Origin of the sequence: Streptomyces sp. NPDC056628, from assembly GCF_042792555.1 — a bacterium.
Classification (GTDB): domain Bacteria; phylum Actinomycetota; class Actinomycetes; order Streptomycetales; family Streptomycetaceae; genus Streptomyces.
Map to the genome: position 1 here is coordinate 1 of NZ_JBHTWG010000091.1, position 1,765 is coordinate 1,765.

The 1,765-nt window shown below is 36.8% G+C and carries 3 protein-coding genes; all 3 read left to right on the forward strand.

The window, feature by feature from the left end:
- Positions 1-627 precede the first annotated feature (627 nt).
- Positions 628-795 (forward strand): helix-turn-helix domain-containing protein, encoded by a 168-nt coding sequence (locus tag ACFRAC_RS36710; RefSeq protein WP_326194937.1) that lies wholly within the window; start codon positions 628-630, stop codon positions 793-795.
- 20 nt (positions 796-815) lie between these two features.
- Positions 816-1,283 (forward strand): hypothetical protein, encoded by a 468-nt coding sequence (locus ACFRAC_RS36715; protein WP_326194938.1) that lies wholly within the window; start codon positions 816-818, stop codon positions 1,281-1,283.
- An 82-nt stretch (positions 1,284-1,365) separates the two neighbouring features.
- Entirely contained in the window at positions 1,366-1,587 is a 222-nt protein-coding gene (locus ACFRAC_RS36720) for a hypothetical protein (protein WP_376642817.1), read from the forward strand.
- Positions 1,588-1,765 lie beyond the last annotated feature (178 nt).

A 1,765-nucleotide genomic window follows, 5' to 3' on the forward strand; every position in this document is an offset into this window, starting at 1 on the left:
TTCCTTGACAATCCCACATTTCTGTGCTAATTAACATGAACCACGGGAACTGTCAATAAATAAAATATCCTCCCGGAAAAGGGAGGACTATTCTTTAGGCGATATATTAAAGTGTTTTAAATATACAAGAATTTCGTAAACATCCATATTGTTGTACTTCTTATCTATCCAATCCTTTAAAAAGTGTTCAATATGCTTGTATTTCGTATCTAATTTCATATTAATAATATCTAATATTTCTAGATTTGGCATAAATTATTCATCTCCTTTAATGGAGAGAGTATATACACACTTATTTTAGTTTGTCAATAATAACCTGTTATAAACATTTATACTCAGTGCGAACATAAGAGATAGGACATTTCTATCCCTGATACCCAGTTATTTCATATATAATAGGACTTTACATTCAGGAACATGTGTTCTATTATTGGTACAGAAATATTTTCTTCTCCTACCAATATGTCGCATAATGTCGAATCCTTCCTGAAAAAATTCTGAAGAAATTTGTAAAAAGGGGTAGACATGATATATCCCTTGATGGTAAGATAAGGTCATCAAAGGGAACATAAAGGAATCTGAAGCCCTTTAAAGGAAGTGATACATATGTAGAGGGAGGTACGCTTTTTGTCTAGTGAAGAGGTTTTAACAGTTAAACAGGTAGCCGAGATATTAAAAATATCTGAAAAAACGGCTCGCAAAATGCTGAACAACGGAGAAATTAAAGGTTTCAAAGTCGGTCGAGAATGGCGCGTGTCAGCTGAAAAATTCAATGAATACTTAAAACAAAATTAATTCTTTGGGGGAATTTTAAAATGACAAACACTATTAAAAACACTGAAAACACTACTGACGTATTGGCAACTGAGGACATTGCAACAGCATCACCAAGTATTTTTGAACAAGGTACACAACAAATGTTTTCAACTATCCAGGCAACGGACAGAAAGAGCAGCATCAAACTTTACAACGCGGTAAGCAACGCTGAACACTCTCTATCAGACCATATCGGAGAAGTAATTGAAATTACAGACATGGTCGCCCATGCGGTTGAATTAGAGGATGAAGTCACGAAAGAGACAATTCAGGCAATGCGCGTTGTTCTTTTAACAGCAGACGGACAAGGCTATCACAGTGTATCTCAGGGCGTAGCAAGCTCCCTACAACGTATCATTGGGATTGTAGGGCAAGGTCCTTGGACGGACGAGCCATTAAAAGTTGTTCCAAAAGAAGTTAAAACCCGCCGCGGCTTTAAAACATTGACACTTGCGCTTGTGGACTAATTAAATAGTCGCTCCGATCGGGGCGGCTTTTCTTATATTAAATTACTATATACGGAGGTTGCTAGACTTGGATAAAAACGTAATGATTTTCGACAACGGAGAACGCCGCACAGAGATTAAAGAGGATAGAGTGGAGAATATGTATTGTTTCGCTCAAAAGCTTGATGACGATACACAACAGATTATTAGTTTCACTCGTTCAGAAATGCTTGCAATAGTCTCCTATTTTCATGCTGAAGCACAAGACGAACTGTCACGCGGTTCTGTTCGCTATATTCCGACACAAAAAGCAGAAGCCATTTAAATATTAAATTGACAGGGAAATTCGTTTCCCTGTGACTTTTGTGTTTAAAGGGGGTGTCACTGATTGGGAAGAAAAAGCGGCTGAAGAAGAAACAGCAGAAAAAACAAAATATAGCTGCCTTGAAAAAAGTCGGAATTACTGACAAAAAGGTTATAAAGGAATTAAAAAATAAACCCTG